Annotated in this window: 13 protein-coding genes, 2 pseudogenes and 2 riboswitches; of the genes and pseudogenes, 12 read left to right on the top strand and 3 right to left on the bottom strand. The window is 35.4% G+C overall.

The features are described 5' to 3' along the window. Positions 1-377 precede the first annotated feature (377 nt). From ABH959_RS27850 to ABH959_RS27840, 3 genes and pseudogenes are all read left to right on the top strand, one after another. Positions 378-1,910 carry an alpha/beta hydrolase gene (locus tag ABH959_RS27850; protein ID WP_113937240.1) on the top strand — a complete coding sequence of 511 codons (1,533 nt, stop codon included), beginning with the start codon at positions 378-380 and terminating at the stop codon, positions 1,908-1,910. 107 nt (positions 1,911-2,017) lie between these two features. After that, a complete protein-coding gene (locus tag ABH959_RS27845) occupies positions 2,018-3,004 on the top strand; it encodes a choloylglycine hydrolase family protein (RefSeq protein WP_002069031.1) in 987 nt (328 codons plus the stop codon). A 157-nt stretch (positions 3,005-3,161) separates the two neighbouring features. Next, positions 3,162-3,242 (top strand): annotated as a pseudogene (locus ABH959_RS27840) (serine hydrolase); the annotation flags it as partial. Between the two features lie 104 nt (positions 3,243-3,346). Here the strand turns inward: ABH959_RS27840 and ABH959_RS27835 are convergent. Then, positions 3,347-4,474, bottom strand: a complete 1,128-nt coding sequence (locus ABH959_RS27835; RefSeq protein ID WP_113937241.1) for an FtsW/RodA/SpoVE family cell cycle protein — start codon at positions 4,472-4,474, stop codon at positions 3,347-3,349. A gap of 187 nt (positions 4,475-4,661) precedes the next feature. After that, positions 4,662-4,838, bottom strand: a riboswitch (M-box (ykoK) riboswitch). A gap of 509 nt (positions 4,839-5,347) precedes the next feature. Further along, positions 5,348-5,515: riboswitch (M-box (ykoK) riboswitch) on the top strand. A gap of 277 nt (positions 5,516-5,792) precedes the next feature. Between ABH959_RS27835 and mgtE the strand changes: the two genes are divergently transcribed. Then, positions 5,793-7,121: a magnesium transporter gene (mgtE, locus tag ABH959_RS27830; RefSeq protein ID WP_404493430.1), complete on the top strand. Its 1,329-nt coding sequence runs from the start codon at positions 5,793-5,795 to the stop codon at positions 7,119-7,121. Positions 7,122-7,281: 160 nt separating this feature from the next. Beyond that, complete coding sequence (locus ABH959_RS27825; RefSeq protein WP_113937243.1) at positions 7,282-8,379, top strand: phosphodiester glycosidase family protein; 1,098 nt, start codon at positions 7,282-7,284, stop codon at positions 8,377-8,379. Between the two features lie 476 nt (positions 8,380-8,855). Here the strand turns inward: ABH959_RS27825 and ABH959_RS27820 are convergent, their stop codons facing one another. Next, positions 8,856-9,725, bottom strand: a complete 870-nt coding sequence (locus ABH959_RS27820) for a LysR family transcriptional regulator (protein WP_113937244.1) — start codon at positions 9,723-9,725, stop codon at positions 8,856-8,858. 332 nt (positions 9,726-10,057) lie between these two features. Between ABH959_RS27820 and ABH959_RS27815 the strand changes: the two genes are divergently transcribed. The 4 genes and pseudogenes from ABH959_RS27815 to ABH959_RS27800 form a co-directional block, all read left to right on the top strand. Then, a complete protein-coding gene (locus ABH959_RS27815; protein ID WP_404493428.1) occupies positions 10,058-11,815 on the top strand; it encodes an ABC transporter ATP-binding protein in 1,758 nt (585 codons plus the stop codon). Continuing rightward, the gene (locus ABH959_RS27810; protein WP_404493426.1) at positions 11,812-13,557 is read left to right on the top strand and encodes an ABC transporter ATP-binding protein; all 1,746 of its coding nucleotides are present in this window, start codon (positions 11,812-11,814) and stop codon (positions 13,555-13,557) included. Before ABH959_RS27815 ends, ABH959_RS27810 begins: the two co-directional genes overlap by 4 nt. Positions 13,558-13,878: 321 nt before the next feature. Further along, positions 13,879-14,097: a hypothetical protein gene (locus ABH959_RS27805; protein ID WP_113937247.1), complete on the top strand. Its 219-nt coding sequence runs from the start codon at positions 13,879-13,881 to the stop codon at positions 14,095-14,097. Between the two features lie 209 nt (positions 14,098-14,306). Further along, positions 14,307-14,690: pseudogene (locus tag ABH959_RS27800) on the top strand (C40 family peptidase); the annotation flags it as partial. Between the two features lie 281 nt (positions 14,691-14,971). Here the strand turns inward: ABH959_RS27800 and ABH959_RS27795 are convergent. Continuing rightward, entirely contained in the window at positions 14,972-15,184 is a 213-nt protein-coding gene (locus tag ABH959_RS27795) for a hypothetical protein (RefSeq protein WP_086390030.1), read from the bottom strand. Between the two features lie 333 nt (positions 15,185-15,517). Between ABH959_RS27795 and ABH959_RS27790 the strand changes: the two genes are divergently transcribed. From ABH959_RS27790 to ABH959_RS27780, 3 genes are all read left to right on the top strand, one after another. Then, positions 15,518-15,853, top strand: a complete 336-nt coding sequence (locus ABH959_RS27790; protein WP_404493423.1) for a transposase — start codon at positions 15,518-15,520, stop codon at positions 15,851-15,853. 27 nt (positions 15,854-15,880) lie between these two features. Further along, entirely contained in the window at positions 15,881-16,069 is a 189-nt protein-coding gene (hfq, locus tag ABH959_RS27785; protein ID WP_113937249.1) for an RNA chaperone Hfq, read from the top strand. A gap of 1,078 nt (positions 16,070-17,147) precedes the next feature. Further along, positions 17,148-18,143, top strand: coding sequence for an ETX/MTX2 family pore-forming toxin (locus tag ABH959_RS27780; protein ID WP_404493421.1), 996 nt, complete (start codon positions 17,148-17,150; stop codon positions 18,141-18,143). Positions 18,144-18,938: the final 795 nt, after the last annotated feature.

The raw sequence follows: 18,938 nt of genomic DNA, 5'->3' as shown, positions 1-18,938 counted from the left end.
TCCTTTTACATTTACATCTGAGATAGAAAGGGGGATTAACTCATATCACCCAAGTGTTCGTTAAATTCTCAATTAGCGAACACAATAATTATAAGAATCTATAGTCGATTGTCTGCTGGCGATCGACTATAGAGTTAATCAGCACGAAGCACATGCAATAAATAATTTTGTTTTAGATAACATCCATCTAATCAAAAAATCGAGTTATAAAAAGAGGGGGAAGGCATTTTTTATTGAAGTTTGTTTATAATAGTTTTTTAATTTGTTAGGGGGAATCGTAAAGTAGATTATTAATCTCTTTGATAATTTTTATTTCCCTTATAGTATTTGGCATACTGTATTAAAAATTTTAAATTTTGAAGGGAGAATCAATAAATATGGGCAAGAAAAAAAGAATAGGTAATAAGTTATTATTTGTCAGTGCAATTTGTACAATAACGATTCCTTCAGTTTCATATGCGGAGGAAGTAACTTTACCTAAAAATTTCGCGATTGCTTCAAGTCTGTATGAGGAACGGAATATGGATGTATTGAAAACAAGTGTATATCCCAATACATATAATAATCCGTTTAACCATCAATTTATTCCGACATTAAAGGAAACAAACACAACTATAAAAAAAGTAGACAATATTGATGATGAAAATCCTATTATATCTACTACTCTTTCATTTATTCGCCATATGAATAGTGAAGATTATAAATCTGCATTTGATTTAACCTCAAGGTCATTACAGAAAATAATATCCGAAGAATGGCTGAAGAGCTATTGGGAGGGACTCCCATTGCAATTACAAGCAGGTTCTTTTATAGGAATTGGAGAGGTAATACAAAAAGAGACAAATTCCGTGCATGCGAATATAGAAGTTAAATTAGCTTTTGAACAATTTACTGTACCTTTACTAATTAAACTAGATCCATCTGGAAAAATAGACGATTTTCAACTCAGCATGTCGTTTAGTCCTGTTGCAGAGCGTCCATCATATAGTAAGCCTGAATCATTTGTTGATAAAGAAGTAGTAGTTGGAAGTGGTGCATTTCCATTACCAGGAACATTGTCTGTTCCAAAAGGTAAGGGTCCTTTCCCAGCAGTTATTCTTGTGCAAGGATCTGGAGCAACCGATCAGGATGAAACAGCGTTTGCTTTAAAACCATTTCGCGATTTAGCTGAAGGTCTTGCCTCGAAAGGAATTGCTGTCCTTCGCTATAATAAACGGACTTATGAACATGGATTGAAAACACAATACAGTCCTTTTTATACAGTTGATAAAGAGACAACAGATGATGCTCTTCTTGTGACTCATTTTCTTCAAAATGAACCTATGATAAATAAGAATCAAATTTATATTCTTGGTCATAGTCAAGGTGGACTGATGCTTCCGAAAATGATTGAAAAAGACCAAAATCAAAATATAGCTGGAGCAATTGTGATGGGAGGACCAGCCCGTACAATCCAAGATGTTGTTTTAGATCAATTCGAGTATCTTTTTTCTATTGGAGCAATGAAATCGGATGAATATAAATTTTACAAATCGCAATTTGAATTATTAAATGATCCCAATTTCTCTAGTCAGAATCCTCCAAAAGATTTTTATTTAGGATCAGCAGTATTTTGGGATTCTATTCGTAAAATTAAAGCAGCAGAAATGTCAAAAGAACAAAAGACACCGCTTCTTATTATTCAAGGAGAAAGAGACTATCAAGTTCAATCAAAAATCGAGATTCCTCTTTGGAAAGAACAATTAAAAGAGCGAGATAACGTTGATTATCGACTATATCCAAAGTTAAATCACTTCTTTACAGAAGGAGATGGGGAGTTAAGTAAACCGGATGAATATTATAGTCCTGCTAATATCCCTGAGTATGTTATAAATGATATTGCTGCTTGGGTGCAAGGAAGATCGAAATAAAATTAGCAATCATATTTTTTAATAAAGGTCACGATACATGCCTATTAACTTAAGGATAGAAATTAAATGGTTTTTGTTCAAATAAACTAAATAAAGGGGCGTTCTTTATGTGTACCAGTTTGACATTACAGACAAAAAGCGGTCAGCATCTTTTTGCAAGAACGATGGATTTTACATTAGATTTCAATCAAGAAGTAATAATAGTTCCTCGTAGTTATCAATGGAACAATATAACTGGTGAAACTATCGAGGCGAAACAAGCTGTTGTAGGGATGGGGATTAACCATCAAGGAAGGATCATCCTGGCGGACGGAGTAAATGAATCAGGTATGACATGTGCAACACTCTATTTTCCAGGATTCGCAAGTTATAGTAACAGTATAGATGAAAATAAAACGAATCTGGCTCCATTTGATTTTGTGGCATGGAGTCTCACACAATTCAATTCTGTCGAAGAGTTAAAGAACTCTGTAGATAGTATTTCCTTTTTGGATGTACCATTACCTGTTTTAGGGGTTACTCCACCGCTACATTGGATTTTAGCGGATAAATGGGGAGATTGTATTGTACTAGAGCCGACAACTGAAGGACTAAAAATATATGATAATCCTCTTGGGGTAATGACCAATAGTCCTGAGTTTAACTGGCATTTACAAAATTTAAGACAATATATCGGTCTTAAATCGCAGCCATATGCGCCAACACAATGGGGGGATGTACCATTAAGTGCTTTTGGACAAGGTTCAGGTTCGATGGGACTCCCTGGGGATTTCACCCCACCATCAAGGTTTGTTCGGGCAGCGTATGGCAAACAAAATATTCAAGGTATAGATAACGAAGAAGAGGGCATATCGGCCATTTTTCATATCTTATCAAATTGTGAGGTTCCAAAAGGTGGAGTAATAACGGAAGAAGGTACATTAGATAATACCATTTATACAAGCGCAATGTGTATGGAGTCTGGTACATATTATTACCATACCTATGATTGTAGACAAATTATAGCTATTCATTTATTTCATGAAAATTTAGATACAGATGAAATTAAAACTTATCCGTTCCAGCGGAAACATAAGATACTTTATGAAAACTAATCAGATTTGGAATAACATAAAAAAAGAAAACTTAATTAAGTTTTCTTTTTTTTATAGGCGATACGACAATACAACAGTGATCCAATTAAATTCAATACAAGAAAAATAACAAGTCAATATATTTCTAATCATTTTAGGTGAAGGGTATGTGATTGAGATGAATAATACATATAATGAAAAGACACATACATTGATTAAACAATTATTTAACAAGTTTTCACCAAAAGCTCCTGCCTTTTTTGGTATTAAAATTAATATTCATACAGTTAAAAACCTAATTAGAAATTATTTGAACATAGATTGCTCAATGAGGTTAAATTTTATAATCTCTAAAAAATAGAATTATATATTATAATTATTAAACTTAATTTTATTGAAAATTGAAATATTAAGCAATATTCCTATTGCTATTAAATTGACCATTAAAGAACTTCCACCAAAACTAACAAATGGAAATGGGGTACCAGTAAGAGGAAATAGTCCCGTAATACCACCTAAATTTACAATGGATTGCATACCAATCATACATCCTATACCAATTGCTATAAAACTTCCGAATGGATCTACACATAGTTGTGCAATTTTTAAGGAACGAAGAACGATAGTCAAAACCCCTGCCAATACAATAAATACACCAATAAACCCTAGTTCTTCAGAAACTATTGCCATTATAAAATCAGTATGTGGTTCTGGAAGATAGCCGGTTTTTTGAATGCTATTTCCGAATCCACGTCCAGTAATTCCTCCAGAGCCAATGGCAATAAAAGAATTTACAAGTTGATATCCTTTTCCTTGCGCATCAACAAAGGGATTGAGAATTGTAGTAATACGTGTCTTTTGAACTTCTGACAAGCTAAATTGAATTAAAAAGTATAAAAAAGGTAACCAAAAAATAGAAGCGATTATAATTCTTTTAATTAATAGATTTACATTTATTCCAGAGCAAAGAAATATGCTAAAACCTATACCTAATATTAAAAGTGCAGATCCTAAGTTTGGCTGTTTATAGATTAGGAAAAAAATTGCAGCTAAAAAAAATAAAAGTTTTCCGCTACCACTCCAAATATTTTTAGCTTGTTCTTGTCGTAATGCAAAAAAACGGGCTGTTACAAGTATTGTTCCTAATTTAAGAAATTCAGCTGGCTGTATTCCAAAGATCCATGATTGAGCATTATTTACCACTTTTCCTTTCCACAAAACCATAATTAATAAAAAAATTCCCCCAACCATAATACAGATAGAGACTATTCGTTTTTTCCATATTTCATATGGGAGAATAGCACAAACTATTAACCCTATTGTTCCTAAAAATAGCTTTGTTAATTGAGAATCAACAAAATGCCTACTGTTATAACCGTAATGTTGAACAGCAACAATGGAGCTCGCGCTATACATCATGATAATACCTAAAGTACATGTTATGAATAGAGGGAGGAGCAATAGATAATCGAGTTTTAATATTTTTTTCATTTTAATATCCTCCTGATTACATTAACACTTAATATTACATTTGCTAATGAGTAGAATCTTGTTCTCATCAACTACTAAATAGTATTCTTGTTTTGAAAGATTCTATAGCTTACACCCTGTTTTCTTACGCAAAAATCCCCCCTAGTTACATACTAGGGGGGATTTAAATTGGCATGACTAAATAAAGCTTTCCTCCCCCTAGTAGAGCTTTGGCACTATACAACGTAAAGTAATGGAAATTGATTACTTAGCTATCTTAAGAAGAGCCTTAATCCGACAATTCCTGTTCTACCCATTGGCGTCTTTCGACATTTTTGGGCAATAGCCTGTGTTTGTATAGGAGCCTCACCTAACAGGTTTAGCAATATAAGTTTTATGTATTTATTTCGTGTAGCCAGCATAAATATTTTTTTTTTGCTTGTCAAGTAAGCATATTGCTAATTTTATATTCTTTATTGTTTTATGAATTTTGAGAAATAATGCAAGGAAATGTATTTAATCATCTCGTATAGATACTTATTTTCGGCCTGTAGTGGATTATTTGATTAAGTGGTTTAACCATATAAATTTGATAAACGGTAAAGAAGATTTTAATCATAAAATAAGATTTTTGAAGAATGTTCTTTTGAAGTACGGTATGACTAATAATTCAACTTCTGCTATAAAGTTACAAATAAATCATAAACAATAAGTTTCCTATACGAAATTTCATATATTTTATAACGTTTCTTCGAACTAATTGTATATCTTTTAAGTTGAATTTCAAATTTACAATAGAGTCGAATTACATTTCTCTAAAAAAGAATTTATTATGAATCGAATCGAAAGTTAGTTGACAAATATTAAATTCTGGTTTAAATTTTGAAGTAATTCAATAATCTTTGTTAGGTGAGGCTCCTGTATAGAGAAACGCTGCTGCCCAAAAATGTCGAGAGACGCCAATGGGTCAACAGGAACGGTCGGATTAAGGCCCTTTTTAATGTAGCTGGTTATAAAAACCTATGCTATACAGTGCTAAAACTCAACGAGGGAGTGGTATACGATTTGATAGAAAGGCACCTCTGGGATTTTTGCAGAGCTGTCTTAATAATCATTTATTTGTATTGTAAAAAACCTTTACTCCTTTTTGAGTAAAGGTTTTTTTGTTTAATGTTATTTATTTTTATCTTGTCTATATTCAAAAAGGAGGTAGTTCTAAATAATAAATTGATTGCAATGTAACTATTAATGCTCTAATAAAAATTTTAGACAGATAAAATAACTCAAAACCACTCATGAAACTCTAGAGTCTCCCTTAGCAATATAAGGAGGAGTTAACATGAAGAAATTATTAAATGAATTACTTGTAACCCAAAATAATTTGGATGCAGAGAAAGTTTTACGTCATCCGTCGTATGATGTTGCGCAAGAAGTAAAACGGTTTTCAATTGAAGATCAAGTCATATTACTAGATAAGATTCCTGTATTAAAAAGCTCAAAAATTCTTCAACATTTGAGTACAGAAGAAAAATATAATATCTTAATTCACTTATCTGAAAACAAAGCTAAAAAGTTACTAGATTTACAACCGATTGATGAAACAGTAGATCTACTTCTAGCGGTTCATCCGGAAAAACAAGCTAAATTAATGGCGTATTTAAATAAAATTACAAAACATAATGTAAAAAAATTAATGGCTTTCAAACCTGAAACGGCAGGAAGTCTTGTCACAAGTGATTTTGTTGCAGTTAGAGGGAATTGGTCAGTAAAAATGACATTGAAGTACATTAGGGAGCATTCTGAAAATGTAGAATCAATATCTTATATCTATGTTCTTGATAGTCATGGTTATCTTAAGGGAATCGTTTCCATACATGGGCTATTACTAGCAGCAGATGAGGAGATATTATCTACTATCATGATTCAAGAGGTAATTTCAGTACACGCTGAAGTTGATCAGCAAGAAGTTGTAAAAAAGCTACTGAATTATAATTTAGCAGCATTACCCGTAACAACAGCAAATAATGAAATGATTGGTATTATAACATTTGATGACGTAATGAATATTATGGAAGCAGAAGCTACAGAAGATATCCAAAAGTTAGGCGGAAGTGAACCGTTAAATCAATCTTACTTTGAATCTAGTATTTGGAGCATTTTCTTCAAACGTCTACCATGGTTATTGCTTCTTTTTGTTGCTGAAGCATATACAGGTACAGTACTAAAGTATTTTGAAGACGAAATTGAAACAGTAGTTGCCCTAGCTTTCTTTGTACCGTTATTAGTAGGTACTGGAGGAAATACAGGAACACAGGTTGTAGCAACAATTACTCGTGCAATCGGTATTGGAGAGGTGAAATTTAAAGACATTTTCCGTGTAATGAAAAAGGAATTTGCAATTGGCATGCTTCTCGGACTTGCACTTGGGTTAGCTGGGCTCACTCGTGCTTATATGTTAGGAGTTGGAACAGAAGTTGCACAAGTTGTAGCAATCACTTTATTATTTATTGTTATTTGGGCCTCTCTTGTTGCAGCTGTTTTACCTTTGATTCTGAGAAAATTAAAATTAGATCCTGCAGTCGTTTCTGGTCCATTTATTACAACATTTGTTGACGGAACAGGATTAGTAATTTATTTCATGGTTGCAAAAACGTTATTAAATTTGTAAATATACACTGAAATAAATACGAAATGTAGAATAAATATTTTGCTTTGCTTGCCAAGACATAATGGGGAACTCGGGAATGAGGGAAATAACCACTTTTGTCTTTAGGCAAATAATATCTTAAAGGATTCATTGAATGTAATTAATGCCGGAGGAGAAACCTATGAAACATCTAAGAAAAATCTTCAAACGAATTTTGCTTCTTTTTTCTATTTTCATACTTATTGGCATAGGAATATTATTTGGTACTAACTATGGCCGAGATCTTCGTGTAACAATTGCTGGAAGTATACTAACTTCTCAGCATCCACAATATGCGAAATATACATTCCTATCCCAAAAGGAACTAGATAAACTGCAAGATAGAATTAATCATCCAAAATGGTCAAATAGTGATGAGGCCATTTATAAAAAAATAGCAGGAAAAAGATTAGAAGAATTAAAAAATCAGCCATTAGAAATTGATGTAGAAACAATTAAAAGTAATAAAGATAGTCGTTTTCTTTTCGAAGGGAAGTTAATTACCATTAGCAATCCCTTCAATGTTAAACTTGTTAGCCATCAAGGAACACAAGGAGCTAACAGGGGAGAAAAAATTAGTGTAATGGCAAAACGTAATCATGCACTTGTTGCAGTGAATGCAAGTGGATTTGCTGATGAAACAGGAAGGGGTGGAGGAAATATTGCAACTGGAATAGTAATAGAAAATGGGAAAGAAATTGATACAAATATAGATAAAAATACCCCTACAATTATTACGGGCTTAACAAAGTTTGGACAAATGATAACAGGGAATTATTCTACCCAACAACTTTTGGATAAACAAGTCGTTTCAGCAGCAGGATTTATGCCACAGTTAATTGTTAATGGAGAAAAAATGATTACAGAAGGAGACGGTGGTTGGGGCTCTGCTCCGCGAAGTATTATGGCACAAAAAGAAGATGGCACAATAATGTTTCTAGTGATTGACGGTAGGCAGACACATAGCATAGGAGCTACGTTAAAAGAGTGTCAAGATATTCTATATGAAAAAGGAGCAATAAATGCAATGGCTATGGATGGAGGTTCTTCTGCTACGCTATATTTAGGAGGAAAGGTTATAAATTCACCTTCTACATTATCCCATGAAGATCGTTATTTACCGAATGCTTGGATGGTAACAGCAAACCAAAAACAAGAAATAAGAGTGACAATAGATGGGGAAAAAATAGATACTAAAAAATCAGATGAATTTGATGCGAACATTTCAACGAATTTATAAATTATTAAAAATGGTACAAATACATGATTTTTATTCCATTCGTTGGCAGATTCAAATTATCTTTAAGACTTAGAAATCCTTATTTCATATTCATGATTGGCACAATTAAACCAGCTATAAGAGCTGGTTCTTTTTTGTAATTCAATCTGTGACTCACTTTCGGTAGCTGTCATTTATTTTTAGAAAAGCTGTTTGGCGGGGAATTTACTACAAGTATTGAAAGTTTAGAAGTTGGCTATTGATAAAGTAAAGTGATTTGTTGTTGTTTTTAAAATGGTAGATGATGAGAAAATTGATGCCAGAGAGCTTTGCAATATCAAATCACACGCCCAGTTTGCAGCTACTGCCTTTTTAATTAAAAAATAGTTATAAATAAATAATCAGAGGCGCCTGATCTTTCCTCATGAAAAGATCAAAAAAGCCCTCAAAGATTTGGAGAGAGAAGGAGTGAACCGACTGTTCACTCCTTTCTTTTATTATTCCTTACTGAAATTTTCCAAGAACTTTCTGGCCAATGAGGACATGTAACGGTCCTTAATCCAGATTGCCGCGATCCTGGTCTGGAGGGAAGGACTGTCGATTTCCTTATAGATCAGACTACTGTGGTTCGCCAGCTCAAACGCGGATTTCGGGATAATTCCGATTCCGAGGCCGGCATTGGCCCATAATAGGGTGGTACGTGCATCATCATTTTTACAGAATAGGTTTGGCTCGAAGCCGGCTTTCTGACAAGTCTCGCGAATCAGCTGTTCGAATCGGCGGTAAATGACCAGAGGGCGCTCGTGCAGCTCTTCGATTCGGATTGCATCCTGCCCGCTGCTCCAATCCAGCTCCGGGGTCATCACGGCGATCATCGGCTCGTTTTCCGCACATTTGTATCCCATCCCCGCATTATGAAAGGGAGTTCTGACGATTCCCAGTTCGATGACCCCACTCTGTAGCAATTCAATGACCCTGAACGTGTTTCCCTCATGGATTTCAAATTTGATCCCGGTGTAAGCTTTGTGAAATTCGGATAATCTATCCTTTAATAACGTTGCTCCAGAGGAGGAAACCGTTCCAATTGCCAATGTTCCCTTCAATCCTTTGGCAAAGTCACTGACCTCTCTTGACGTCGAATCTGTTAAATCTACAATTTGCTGCGCTCTGCGGCGCAGCATCTCCCCGGCGTCCGTGAGTCGGATACTGCGTGCACCGCGCTCTACCAGCTTTACGCCAAGCTCCTCCTCCAACAGCTTAAGCTGCTGGCTGAGCGGGGGTTGAGCCATTTGCAGTTTTTTGGCGGCCGAGGTAATCTGGCCTTCTTCCGCAATCATCAGGAAGTATTTCAATTGCCTAATGTCCATAAGGTTCTCCTTTTGAATTGCCATATTAATTTCATATAGATTAGATACTAATCAAATATTATTAATATGGAAGATGTTATGTTATTTTTTAATCATATCCGGTAAATAAAATTCGTCAAACCTTTTGAATTGCATTAAATTAAATATTTTAGTCCAATTTCAGAATGGCCGCTTTTTAGTACTGAGAAATTTGGATGAAGCTAGGCCATGAGGAGCGGAGCGTACATAGTTTGTACGTGAGCGCAGGAATGCCCAGGTGAATTCAAGATTCGATATCGAAATCACTTCATAATCAAAAGCGACCTTATGACAATTATGATGGGGATGATACTTTGTTTAGACTCACAACATTTTTAAAACCTTATAAGAAGGAAAGTATTCTTGGCCCTTTCTTTAAGCTGGTGGAAGCAATTTTCGAGCTTCTTCTGCCGACGATTGTGGCCCTGATTGTCAACCATGGAATAGGCAGGCATGATATCGCTTATGTATGGAAGATGGGTGGTTTAATGGTCGTCATGTCGATAATGGGGTTCGGTAGCTCGCTGATTTGTCAATATTATGCAGCCCGGGCATCACAGGGGTTCGGTACAACACTGCGTAATACGCTGTTCCGGCATATCTCGACGCTGTCTTATACTGAGATTGACCGCTTTGGGACACCATCATTGATCAACCGTATCACAAATGATGTCAATCAGCTCCAGATTGCAGTAGCGATGCTGATTCGGCTTGTGATTCGTGCCCCGTTCATTTGCATTGGTGCAATCATTATGTCGATGCTGCTTGATTTTAGACTATCGCTTGTTCTGATTGCGGCGACACCAGTGTTTGCTATTATTCTATATTTAATAATTACCAAAACAGCACCTATGTATCGGTTATACCAGAAAAAGTTGGACAGAATCGCACTAGTATTGAGCGAAAATTTGACGGGAGTTCGCGTCATCCGTGCGTTCGCCAAGAGACAGGCAGAGAAGGTGAGATTTAGCGAGGCTTCCGACGACATTACGGCCACTGCAATCCGAGTAGGGCGGGTGTCTGCGCTGCTTAATCCGGCAACGACGGTTGTTGTCAACGGAGTAATTATCGCTATTCTATGGATTGGTGGTTTCCATATTAATGCGGGGACATTATCTTCTGGCGAGATCATCGCCTTTATTAACTACGTAACGCAAATTTTGCTCGCTTTGATTGTCGTGTCGAATCTGATTATTATTTTTACCAAGGCAGCGTCCTCAGCATCACGGATCAATGAGGTGTTCGAAACCGTTCCTTCCATCGCTGACCTTGTGCCTGAGGAGCAAAAACAGTCTGCAGCGAAAATAGAAGACAAGAAGGATGGTCCTGCTGTTACATTTAATCATGTTTCCTTCGGATATAGTACAACGAGTGAACCGGCACTGACAGATATATCGGTGGAGATAAAACGTGGCGAGACTGTGGGAATTATCGGTGGTACTGGTTCAGGCAAATCTACATTTGTGAACTTGATTCCGAGATTTTATGACGCTACCTCCGGACAAATACTCGTCAACGGAATTGATGTAAGGGATTATAGTCTACATGAGCTACGCGGCGAAATCGGGATCGTTCCGCAGAAGGCACTGCTCTTCACAGGGACGATTGCCGATAATATCCGCTGGGGTAACGAATTAGCTTCGGATCAAGAAGTCAAACGGGCAGCTATCATTGCCCAGGCCGATGAATTCATAACGAAAATGCCAGAAGGCTATAACACTCTGGTGTCAAGGGGCGGACTTAATTTGTCGGGTGGGCAGAAGCAGCGCTTAACAATCGCCAGGGCAATTGTCGCCAGTCCCGATATTCTCATCCTTGATGATTCTTCGAGTGCACTTGATTTTGCCACAGATGTGGCGTTAAGAAGGTCGATCCGGGAAAACAGCCAGGGAATTACGGTATTCATCGTCTCGCAGCGGGTTAGCACCGTGCAGCAGGCGGATAAAATCATCGTCATCGAAGACGGACGGATTGCTGGCATCGGCACCAATGCTGAACTCAAGCGAGATTGTAGTGTCTATCAAGATATTTGCCGCTCACAGTTCGCTAATGAGGAGGTAGGACAACAATGAACATGAAGCAAACATGGGGAAGACTACTAATTTATACAGGAAAATATAAAAGGTATACAATCTGGGCCTTCATTAGTGCGATTATTAGCGTAGCCTCCAGCTTGATCGGTCCATTTATGATTGGGATTACGATCGACCATATGGTCGGCAAGGGTGCTGTTGAGTTCGCGGACATATTCAGACTGCTTATACAGCTTAGTCTGGTGTATCTCATCGGAGGCTTGTTCGGTTGGCTGTTGACATATCTTACGAATCGACTTGCTAATCAAACAGTAAATGATTTGCGCAGCGAAATGTTCGACAGGCTGAATGTACTGCCACTGAAATATCATGATAATCATCCGCAAGGGGACAGCATCAGCCGATTCGTAAACGATATGGATGCCATATCGGACGGGTTGCTGCAGGGATTCTCCACATTATTAACCGGTGTTGTTACAATCATCGGGGCGATCGCGTTCATGTTGTATACGAATCCGCTCATGACCATCGTCGTGCTGTTATCTGCACCAGTGACTTTCTTCGTAGCGCGGTTCATCACGATGCGCTCTCAGCAGTTATTTCGTGATCAGGCCCGTATATTGGGTGGGCTGAATGGCTATGTCGAGGAGATGATCGGCGGGCAGAAGGTTGTTCAGGCCTTCCGTTATGAAGACCACTCTTTTGCGGAGTTTACAGCGCGAAATGATGAATTGTATCACACCGGGGTAAAATCACAATTCGTCAGCTCTCTGTCAAATCCATCCACCCGTTTCGTGAACAATGTTACCTTCTCAATCATCGCCTTAATTGGGAGTATTATGGTCATTATGTCTAGAATATCGGTCGGGGGACTATCGAGCTTCCTGATTTATGCCAATCTGTTCGCTAAACCGTTCAACGAGATTACCGGAATAATTACACAGTTGCAATCAGCTACGGCCTCTGCACAACGTATCTTCCAGGTACTTGATAAATCGGCGGAGTCACCGGACGTTGAAGATGCAGTTCATATCCCAGCTAAGCAGGGGACGATTACATTCCATCATGTGAAGTTCGCTTACCAGCCTGACCGCCCCCTTATTACCGATTTGAACCTAGTTGTCGAACCAGGAACACGTGTCGCAATCGTGGGACAGACGGGTGCTGGCAAGACAACGTTAGTGAATCTGTTAATGCGATTCTATGATGTTAATGCCGGCGAGATTGCGATAGATGGTATTAACATTAACGATATGGACCGTGACAGCTTACGCCATACCTTTGGGATGGTGCTACAGGATACTTGGCTGTTTGGCGGGACAATTCATGACAATATCGCCTACGGGAAACCGAATGCTAGCCAGGAGGAGGTTATTGCTGCCGCTAAGGCAGCTAACGCCCACAGCTTCATCAAGCGGCTGCCGCAGGGCTATAATACAATAATCAATGGCTCCGGTGACAGCCTATCCCAGGGACAGAAACAGCTATTGACGATCGCTCGGGTTATGTTGGTTAATCCGCCTATGCTAATTCTCGACGAAGCAACGAGCAGCATTGATACGCTTACGGAGATTCGTATCCAGGCGGCGTTCCTGAAGATGATGGAACGCAGAACGAGCTTCGTTATCGCCCACCGTTTGTCGACAATCCGTGAGGCAGATATGATCCTCTACATGAAGGACGGGGATGTCGTCGAGAGCGGCAGTCATGAGCAGCTGCTGGAGCGCAGCGGCTACTACGCCAATCTGTATAACAGCCAATTCGCGGCTGTTAATGGTTAGTAGACCACCATTCCAAAAGTGCGCACAATACGTGGACAGGGTCTTGGCCTAACTAATCTCCATCATATGATAACTATAGTTATCATATGTATTAGAGGATAGTGCAACATCAAAAATTAACCCTGATACAGTGTAGTCATATTGTATCAGGGTTTGTATTATTTTATAAAAAACATAATATATTCAGTTGAATAAACTTTGTTGTAATGAGTAATAAGAGTAATCAATGTGTCTCAGTAAAAACACCTATTGCTTTCTTTAACTTATTATTTCTCCCTTCTTTCCATTCGGAAGAAAAGGAGGTAATATAACAAGGAATTATTGTTTGAACTTTTAAAAGAAATTGCCAGAGCAGTTGTGCGTGAGCTTTCAGCCTACGTATTAAGAAAGCAACTGCAAAAAAGGACAGCAAAAAAAACCAAGCTTCACTGTAGGAAGCTAATCGCCAAAAACGCAGGAATTGAATTTGATAATATTAATAAAGTTGTTAAAAAATATTATGGCACATACAGAATAAAGTCTGTTGCTCAGCTATCATAAAGACGTATATATACTAGGTGAATTGGAATTTAAGATATACTTAATATCAGTAATTCATGTAATTAGGAGTGATTTCTATATTTAAGGAAAATGCAAAAAGATACTCCTGTCATTAGTAACAAATCCAATACTAATAATTGTATACGGGATTTTTTGTTATGAGTTAGCCTTATACTGTAAGTACGGAAGAATGAATTATAATATTTATATTAACTGCGAGCCAATTTAGCAAAGTCTATGCAGAGATGAAAAAATATGAAGGTAAACCATATAAATATGGTGGAAATAGTCCTAAAACTGGATTTGATTGTTCGGGATTAATGCAATGGGGATATGGAACACAAGGGATTAAATTACCGCGTACATCACAAGATCAATATAATAAAACAACACGCGTTGAAAAAAAGGCTCTTCAACCAGGAGATTTAGTTTTCTTTAAAGGAACGGTCGCGGGCAAATCAGGTATTACTCATGTTGGTATGTATATTGGTAATAACAAGTTTTATAGTGCTAGTAATTCCGGAGTAGGTGAAGCTAGCTTAGATAGTACGTATTGGAGTAAATATATTGCAGGATATGGTCGAATCAAATAAAAAATGGATTATAAGGTTCCAGAAAAAGAACTGAAGTCAATTTTGACTTCAGTTCTTTTTGATTAATTAATGTCCTCGGACAACAAAAGTACTAATCACACGGCCATTGTAAGTTACCTCATATTTATTTCCCTCTGTGATTGGCATAGGGAAAACAACCGAAAAAGACGGTCAATATTGAACCGTCTTCTAAGAAATAAAATGCAAATGTACATTCATATATGACAGCTAAAAACCATATAGAAAACTATGTGCCATACGGAATGAAATACCAATATCTTTTAACAGCATTTCTCTTTCATAGCTTTCATCATAGACATAGTAGAAGTCATCATTTCATCACATTCATGCATTGTATTCATCATAGCTTTATCCATGTTTACATTCATTTGCATCATGTTGTTCATCATCATCTTCATACACTTCATTTCACACATCATTTTTTCCATAGACATCATCATATTTGTTGTACCTACCATCATTGTTTTTTCCATTTTAACATCCTCCTACATTTTTAATTTTTTTATCTAGCAATTATAAACATTCTTTTTCTTTTTACAAATACCTCCAAATTTCTTCCTAGATAGATATTGATAAATAATTTCTAGTTAGGATAAAGAAAAATATTATAAAAAGAATAATCTTTTTCATGTAAAAAGCTTCCTTAACGTACAATTTTCTTTTTTGATATGGTGACGCCTTAATGGAAACTGTATTGTGTGTTTTGGATAGATTTCTTGCGAAATATGTACCTAGAGCAGTATTTCAATTTAAATGTGATACGATAGTTATATATTCGTTTTGCTAGTAAAAGGGGAGGAGTGTCGATGGAAAACCACATAAAAGTAAATGGAAAAATCCTTCAAACAAATAAAAAATGGTCACATCTCAAGCAAAGACAAAGACAACATATTTCTAATTGGTTACGTAGAGAATATACACAGTTTGTAAAAATACATTATAGAAAACCTAGAAAGTATGAACATGATGAGATTCTTCATGAAGTGATGAATCAAATACAGGAACGTGAAATTTGGATTCCTAATGGCGAAGTAAAAAGATATTATCTAAGCAAAATAGGAAAATGGTTTAGAAAAATAGAAAGCGAATGGGAATCACAAATATCCAACAGTGAAAAGCAGCAGGTATTAGAAGAAAAGTAAATCCAAACAAACCAGGGGGCGCATTTCATGTTTAATTTACAAGAAGATATGTATGAACAATTGAAAGAGAAAAAAGGGGAAGTTACTGTATTTTTAAAGAATGGCGTTCCAGTGCGTGGGCAGATCCTTGCAACGGATAAATTTACCGTTCTTATGATGGTTCAGAGTAAACAACAACTAGTCTACAAGCAAGCTATTTCCACAATTGCTATGTAAGAATAGTGTCTTCTTAATAATTAACAAAAGAGAACAGGAGTCAATTTTGACTCCTGTTCTCTTAAAATTTTGAAAGTATTATCTCATAAAATATAGCGACCCCTAATATAGGATTTATGTCATTTGGGTATCGAGACCTCATATAGATCTTGCAACATTAAATTTATATTTCATCTCCAAAACCTTTGTAAAGGTGTGGATAATCCATGTTTCCTTAACCATCTTTTACTATATATTTGTAATAAATCAGCTTTTGTTAATTTCTCTTTTTCTTCAATTGTCCAACGTAATGCTTCGAGTCCTGCTACCGATAATGAGACGTTATGTTAACCTCACGTGAATACGGTATACATTGATTTTCACTTTTGAATTTTACATAAACTAAAAAAGCTAATTTATATAGAATTAGCTTTTTTTAAATCATTATTAGAAACATTCCTAAACTTATAAGTAGTAAAGATCCCCCAAGTTGAATAACCCAAAATGGTATAACCATTGTTTTTATAGTTGTACCATATTTGGAAAATCTGAAACAAAGACTTTTATAAATATTATAACCACCAATAATAATTAAAAATATACCAACTATGTAAGCAAATAGGTTCATATTTTAATTCCCCTTATTTTGTTTAATAAAATCATAGTTTATCACCAAATCAACATAAATTGTAATTGAAAAGAAGATGTTAAACTATCGAGAAATATATTTGAATTATTTACTTCCGTTTTCGATAATTATGTAAATAAGCTGTCTATATGGACAGCTTATTGTATTTTTGGCTTAGCGTGGTTTTTTTCCGAAATGCTGGCGGTACGCCAGAAAGATAAACACATTTAAAAACATTGTAGAATTTATGACAATTAACAGTAGATTTCTTAATTTCTATATATCTTTTTATCTTAAATATGACATTAACAAAAAAAATTAACATATTTCTAGATGCATATATGTAATAAAACGTAAAAAACTAGTTAATTTTATCCGATAGCGACTAATTAAATGGAATGTTGAGTATTTTCTGTCAATTAGATATATTAATAGCATAATGCTAAATCTATTAAGAGAGGTGGAATATTGATGAAATCATATAAAAAAATGGCTGTAATGATGCCATTCGCATGTATGTTAAGTATAGGAGTAGTAAGTATGCCTACTACTTCTTTTGCAGATGCTACAAAAAGTACAATATTAAATGTTAATACAAAGAGTGATAATGTTTATAATGAAGATAAGTTTATACAAGATATAAAAGATAGAATGACTCCAGAAGGTACTGCAGCTAATCCAAATACTGCAACTAAATATGTATCTAAGCCCGAATATCATACTGATGTTAATAACTTAGATATAACAGCACATTTTGATAGTTGGGGACCTACACAACAAATAGAACTACTATCATACAAAAATGATGGATTAGTAGATCAAACATGGTATTCTCCTGAAAAAAGTATCAAAACAACAGAGTCTTTTACCTATTCAAACCAAGAAGGGGCTAAATTAGGAGTATCTTCAAAATCAACGTTAGCAGTTAAAATTCCTTTTGTTGCTGAAGGCGGTCAAGAGATCACACTTTCATCTGAATTTAATTATACTCATACAAGTTCTAACACATCTACTCATGAAGAACAAATTATATTTAAATCACAGCCTGTAATTTGTAAGGCTGGTTATACCACAACATATTTTGGTATAGTGAAAGCCGCTAATTTCTCAGGAACATTTAAAACGGAATCAAAAGTTCATGTTCCGAAACTATCCTACTATGATCAAAATGGATATGGATGGACGTGGCAGGAATCACGTCCTAATTTTTACAATTCAAAAGTGTATTCTTTACTTACGAATGGTTCAAAACCAACACCATCATATTTAAACTTTGAATCTTATGTACAACCAGATAATAAAAATATACAAATACCAGTAGTAGATATTCAATCTGAGTTTAGCGGTGAAGGTGGTCATTATTCTGAGATATATGTTAAAGCAACTCCAATAGATGCACCAAATAAATCTATTACACTACCCCTTAAAGAGTATCAAAATAGAGTAGCCAAAGGATTACCATTATAATAAGAACTAAATTTATATATTTTTCTGTAAAGAGATATAAAAAAAGATTATTATTATGGAGTTTTAATTTATGTATGAAAAGTTTATTCAGAATACTCAATACGCAAAATATCTCTTACAAAGATATAATGTAAATTCTCTTCTATCTCAATTATCTTGTGCACCAGAGATACAATCTTTTATATTTTGTTATTTCCTGTTGCAGAATCCTTGTTATAAGGATTCTTTTTTTGTATCAAAAATCTACAAAGAAAAAAGATAAGATCGGGAACACAATCTTATCTTTAGCACAAGGAGTAAACAAAGGGAATAACCATCACATTTTTATTATAATTTATTTCTTGTTAATTTTGAATATTATAACCATAATTAACAAGTATATCTATATTGAGAAATTTATTACAAAATTAGTTATAAAATGATTCAAAACTCCAATGTAAACTTTTAGCCATTAGTTTACTTTCAAATTCACTTAAGTTATACATTTTCTCGTTTCAAAAACCACCTGTTTATAAAGTTATACCTTTAAGGAAGAAACTTTACTCCTTATGAAATCAAGGTTTGTCATGTTTATAAACATGTAACGAAATATTTATAAACGTATATTAAGTACCAACGACCTTTATAAATCTCTTAGCGTACAATTTTCCCAGAATGATATGGTGACCCCTAAAATAATATTTGGATGGAAATCCAATACATATTATTAAAATTAAAGTGGTTCAAGTCGGAGAAAGGCACCTTAGGGTGTCTTTTTTTCTACCTATAACTGTTTAATTGTTATATAATAATAAT

Origin of the sequence: Bacillus sp. RC51 (assembly GCF_044908115.1) — a bacterium.
Classification (GTDB): Bacteria; Bacillota; Bacilli; order Bacillales; family Bacillaceae_G; genus Bacillus_A; species Bacillus_A mycoides.
This window is presented reverse-complemented; position numbering and strand designations above follow the sequence as displayed.

Bases quoted from the DNA above. Each gene is read 5' to 3' on its own strand.
- ABH959_RS27850 (WP_113937240.1), top strand. From the start codon at position 378: ATGGGCAAGAAAAAAAGAATAGGTAATAAGTTATTATTTGTCAGTGCA.
- ABH959_RS27845 (WP_002069031.1), top strand. From the start codon at position 2,018: ATGTGTACCAGTTTGACATTACAGACAAAAAGCGGTCAGCATCTTTTT.
- ABH959_RS27835 (WP_113937241.1), bottom strand. From the start codon at position 4,474: ATGAAAAAAATATTAAAACTCGATTATCTATTGCTCCTCCCTCTATTC.
- mgtE (WP_404493430.1), top strand. From the start codon at position 5,793: ATGAAGAAATTATTAAATGAATTACTTGTAACCCAAAATAATTTGGAT.
- ABH959_RS27825 (WP_113937243.1), top strand. From the start codon at position 7,282: ATGAAACATCTAAGAAAAATCTTCAAACGAATTTTGCTTCTTTTTTCT.
- ABH959_RS27820 (WP_113937244.1), bottom strand. From the start codon at position 9,725: ATGGACATTAGGCAATTGAAATACTTCCTGATGATTGCGGAAGAAGGC.
- ABH959_RS27810 (WP_404493426.1), top strand. From the start codon at position 11,812: ATGAACATGAAGCAAACATGGGGAAGACTACTAATTTATACAGGAAAA.
- ABH959_RS27795 (WP_086390030.1), bottom strand. From the start codon at position 15,184: ATGGAAAAAACAATGATGGTAGGTACAACAAATATGATGATGTCTATG.
- ABH959_RS27790 (WP_404493423.1), top strand. From the start codon at position 15,518: ATGGAAAACCACATAAAAGTAAATGGAAAAATCCTTCAAACAAATAAA.
- hfq (WP_113937249.1), top strand. From the start codon at position 15,881: ATGTTTAATTTACAAGAAGATATGTATGAACAATTGAAAGAGAAAAAA.
- ABH959_RS27780 (WP_404493421.1), top strand. From the start codon at position 17,148: ATGAAATCATATAAAAAAATGGCTGTAATGATGCCATTCGCATGTATG.